This is a genomic window from Halobacteriovorax sp., assembly GCF_041587335.1.
Classification (GTDB): Bacteria; Bdellovibrionota; Bacteriovoracia; order Bacteriovoracales; family Bacteriovoracaceae; genus Halobacteriovorax.
On sequence record NZ_JBFGYP010000204.1, the window covers coordinates 1 to 3,616 of the forward strand.

At 35.8% G+C, this 3,616-nt stretch carries 5 protein-coding genes and 1 pseudogene; 2 read left to right on the forward strand and 4 right to left on the reverse strand.

What is annotated here, in order from left to right; all coding sequences use genetic code 11:
• Nucleotides 1-664, forward strand: a 664-nt coding sequence (locus ABX784_RS16160) for a substrate binding domain-containing protein (RefSeq protein ID WP_372656097.1), incomplete at its 5' end; no start/stop codon positions are given.
• 10 nt (nt 665-674) lie between these two features.
• The gene (locus ABX784_RS16165) at nt 675-1,406 is read left to right on the forward strand and encodes a DUF3750 domain-containing protein (protein ID WP_372656098.1); all 732 of its coding nucleotides are present in this window, start codon (nt 675-677) and stop codon (nt 1,404-1,406) included.
• On the opposite strand, the gene ABX784_RS16170 is transcribed toward ABX784_RS16165, so the two are convergent.
• From ABX784_RS16170 to ABX784_RS16185, 4 genes and pseudogenes are all read right to left on the reverse strand, one after another.
• Complete coding sequence (locus ABX784_RS16170; RefSeq protein WP_372656099.1) at nt 1,390-2,445, reverse strand: PQQ-dependent sugar dehydrogenase; 1,056 nt, start codon at nt 2,443-2,445, stop codon at nt 1,390-1,392. The genes ABX784_RS16165 and ABX784_RS16170 overlap by 17 nt on opposite strands.
• Nucleotides 2,442-2,852 (reverse strand): DUF6691 family protein, encoded by a 411-nt coding sequence (locus ABX784_RS16175; protein ID WP_372656100.1) that lies wholly within the window; start codon nt 2,850-2,852, stop codon nt 2,442-2,444. The genes ABX784_RS16170 and ABX784_RS16175 overlap by 4 nt, the downstream gene beginning before the upstream one ends.
• Complete coding sequence (locus ABX784_RS16180) at nt 2,852-3,262, reverse strand: YeeE/YedE family protein (RefSeq protein ID WP_372656101.1); 411 nt, start codon at nt 3,260-3,262, stop codon at nt 2,852-2,854. The genes ABX784_RS16175 and ABX784_RS16180 overlap by 1 nt, the downstream gene beginning before the upstream one ends.
• Nucleotides 3,262-3,616, reverse strand: a pseudogene (locus ABX784_RS16185) (MBL fold metallo-hydrolase); the annotation flags it as partial. The gene ABX784_RS16180 and the pseudogene ABX784_RS16185, both read right to left, overlap by 1 nt.

A 3,616-nucleotide genomic window follows, 5' to 3' on the forward strand; every position in this document is an offset into this window, starting at 1 on the left:
AATTCAAAAGCTTATCGATAAGCTAGAGGAAGAAGTTGAACATATAAGTGATAGTAAGAAGGAAATTAGTGGAGTTTTAAGAATCACAGCTCCTGAAGATTTAGGGCAATCTACACTCTTAGACATTATTGCAAAGTATAATGATCTCTATCCAAATGTTGAAGTTCAAATGATACTTACAGGTGAGTACCTCGACTTAACAAAAGAGAATATTGATCTGGCCTTCAGGGTTGGAAAACTTGAAGACTCAAACCTCATTCAAAGAGCATTTAAAGATGTTCATTTTATTGCAATCGCCTCTAGAGAGTATATACAAAGGTTTGGTATTCCAAAAACAGCTAAGGATCTAAACGAGCATAAGTTACTAAGTTTTAGAGGTTTTGACTTCAACCAGTTAACTGATGAGAGTGAAGAGGAAGTTGATTTAAAATGTAGGATAAATACTCGAAGTATACCAATGCTTCTGAATATGGCAGTGAATGGAAATGGGATAACTGTTCTGCCAAGCTTTTATTGTGAGAGCTATATTCGTACAGGAGAACTTGTACAAATCTTCCCTAAGTGGGAAGGTCCTATGCATACAGTACATATTCTCTATACACCAAGTAGTTATTTGTCTAAGCGAACGAGGGCCTTCCTAGACTTAGTTGAAGATTTTAAATAAAATGATCAGTATGAAAATACTAACACTAATTTTTTTAATGACACTACTCTCCTCTTGCTCTTCTAAAGACTGGCGAACAGCTTCTAGAGCAAGTGCAGGTATAGCGACCAAGGCCAAAGATCAAAAAGAAGATATCTTTCAAGTCTATTATGCTAGGGCATTTTCTTGGAGAGGATATCTTGGAACTCACCCTTGGGTTGCATGGAAACTTAAAGGTGAAGATAGCTATACAGTAGCACAAGTAACTTCCTGGAATATCAGAAGAACAGGATCAGCTATATCAGTCAAAAAAGATCTTCCAGATAGGAAATGGTTTGATAATGATCCAACACTTCTCTACGAACTCAAGGGAGAAAAGGCAAGAATAGTAATTGAGAAGACTAAGAAAGTCATAGAAGAATATCCTCATAAGAAAATTTATAGACTTTGGCCTGGCCCAAATTCAAATACATTTGTCTCTCATATAATTAGAAGTATTGAAGAGCTGCCACTTGAGCTACCTGCTAATGGAGTTGGAAAAGACTATCTCATTGCTGACTCTCTGCTTGTAGATAGCCCAAGTAATAAAGGGTATCAAGTATCTGCATATGGGCTTTTAGGGATGACAGTTGGAGTTGAGGAAGGCCTAGAGGTAAACCTACTAGGACTTAGCTTTGGAATTGATCTTTGGAGGCCGGCCCTAAAACTTCCCTTTGTTGGAAGATTAGGGTTTAAAGATAAGTCTGTTACTGATGGACAGTGAAAATCTTCCCACTGTCTGTTGAAAAATAAAGCTCTCCATCTAGTCCTGTGCGAACATGTCTTATGCGCTCATCTAAGGATTCAAGTAAGCTTTCTTGTTTGATTAATTTATTATTTTTTAAGACAACTCTATGTAGATGAGTTGAGCCCAAGCAAGCAAGAAAGAAACTTCCTTTCCATTTTGGATTTTTATCTCCTGTATAAATCGTTAATCCAGAAGGAGAAATACTTGGAGTCCAATTTACTAGAGGCTGCTCCATTCCTTCTTTCTTCTCTTCACCTATACTTGGCCCCCAGTACTCTTTTCCGTAAGTAATAACCGGCCAACCATAGTTAAGTCCCTTTTGAATATGATTCAACTCATCTCCCCCACGAGGACCAAACTCACTGCTGTAGAGATTTTTTGATTCACTATCGTAGAAGATACCTTGTGGGTTTCGGTGGCCTAAACTCCAAATTTCAGGAAGAGCATTCTTTGTCTTAAAGAATGGATTATCTTTTAATGCTTTCCCCTCTAAAGAGAGTCTAAGAACCTTACCATTGTGGTAATCAAGTCTTTGAGCATAATCTCTATCTCCTCGATCACCAATAGTCATAAAAATAAAATCATCAACAAAGGCAAGCCTTGAACCAAAGTGTATACTTCTACTGCTATGTATTTTTGATTCAAAAAGAGTCTCATGCTCACTTAGCTTTCCATCAGTATAAACAGCACGTCCTAAGGCGGTCACAAGAGTTCTATTTACTTTTTTAGAAAAAGTATAATAGACGTATGCTTTCTTATTTATAACTTTGTAATGAATATCAAGAAGCCCGCCTTGCCCACTAGCAACAACCGTTGGTGCAACTAACTCCTTATTCTTTTTTGATTTCAAATTAATCTCTAGTATTTTTCCATCTTTTAGAGTCGCTATTATTTTTTCTTTATTGATAAAGTCAAATCCCCAAATAATATCGTCGGCCTTAAATACTAACTTAGTGCTAACCTTAGCATTTAGACTTAAAGAGAATAGAATTGAAATAAGAATTAATACTTTCATTTGATTCCTGATAATTTAAAAATAAACATACCTGCCATCATACTACCAACAAAAATAATAAATTCAGAGCTTAAAGATGTTAAATTAACTATCCCAGGTCCTGGACAAATACCTACAATTCCCCATCCTATTCCAAATAGAGCTGAACCAGTGATTAGTTTCCAGTCCAAACTACTCTTTGTCGGTAGACTAAATCCATTACCACATACAGGTTTTTCTTTTTTTAGAAATTTAAAAACTAGAAAGTTCACTAGAATTGCTCCTACCATCACAAATGCTAGAGAGTAATCCCATTCTCCAAATATATCTAAAAAACCGATGACCTTTTTAGGGTTAGTCATACCAGATAGAATTAATCCAATAGAGAATAGAGTTCCAGAAATTAGAGAGATTAAATTAAGTGCCATTAGAATACTCCCTTTATAGAAACTGTTAAAATACCAAATGCCATAAAAATCATCGTTGCGACTATGCTTCTTTTTGATAACCTAGAGATTCCACATACTCCATGACCAGAAGTACAGCCACTACCTAGCCTTGTACCAAATCCAACAAGAAGTCCCGCAACAATTATTTCAGTCAGAGAGTTTTCTAGAACAAAGGAGTTCTTCCCTGGATAGAAGATTGTAGCTAAAATACCACCAGCGAGTAATCCAAAGAGAAAGAAGTACTTCCAAACATCAATCTTTGTTGGCCTATTTAAAAGATGTGCAAGGATTGAACTAATCCCAGAGATTCTTCCTATCCCTAGAAAAAGAATAGAGCTAGCTACCCCTATTGTAATACCTCCGAGGAGGGGGTTCATTATATTATCCATTATGACTCCAATTTAATTATACTTTTCTTATCATCTACTAAGAGAGGTCTTATATTTCCTCCATTAATATTAACATAAATGCTTTCTTTTAATAGTCTTGGTGAGCGCAAGGTTTTATCCCTAGAACTTCTCATTGATACAAAATCATCAACATCTACATCTTTATTAAGGTGAGTATTTAAATCCTGTTGATTCTTAATAGTTGTTTTAAATTTCATTGCTCTACCATTTGGTGAGTAATCATGCCCAACATAGATATTGAAGTGATTAGGTAGAGAATACAGTTTATTTTTTATAGAGTTGTACATTTCTTTAGAGTCGCCTCCTGGAAAGTCACATCTCCCTGTTCCAGAG

Bases quoted from the DNA above. Each gene is read 5' to 3' on its own strand.
- ABX784_RS16175 (WP_372656100.1), bottom strand. From the start codon at position 2,852: ATGGCACTTAATTTAATCTCTCTAATTTCTGGAACTCTATTCTCTATT.
- ABX784_RS16165 (WP_372656098.1), top strand. From the start codon at position 675: ATGAAAATACTAACACTAATTTTTTTAATGACACTACTCTCCTCTTGC.
- ABX784_RS16180 (WP_372656101.1), bottom strand. From the start codon at position 3,262: ATGGATAATATAATGAACCCCCTCCTCGGAGGTATTACAATAGGGGTA.
- ABX784_RS16170 (WP_372656099.1), bottom strand. From the start codon at position 2,445: ATGAAAGTATTAATTCTTATTTCAATTCTATTCTCTTTAAGTCTAAAT.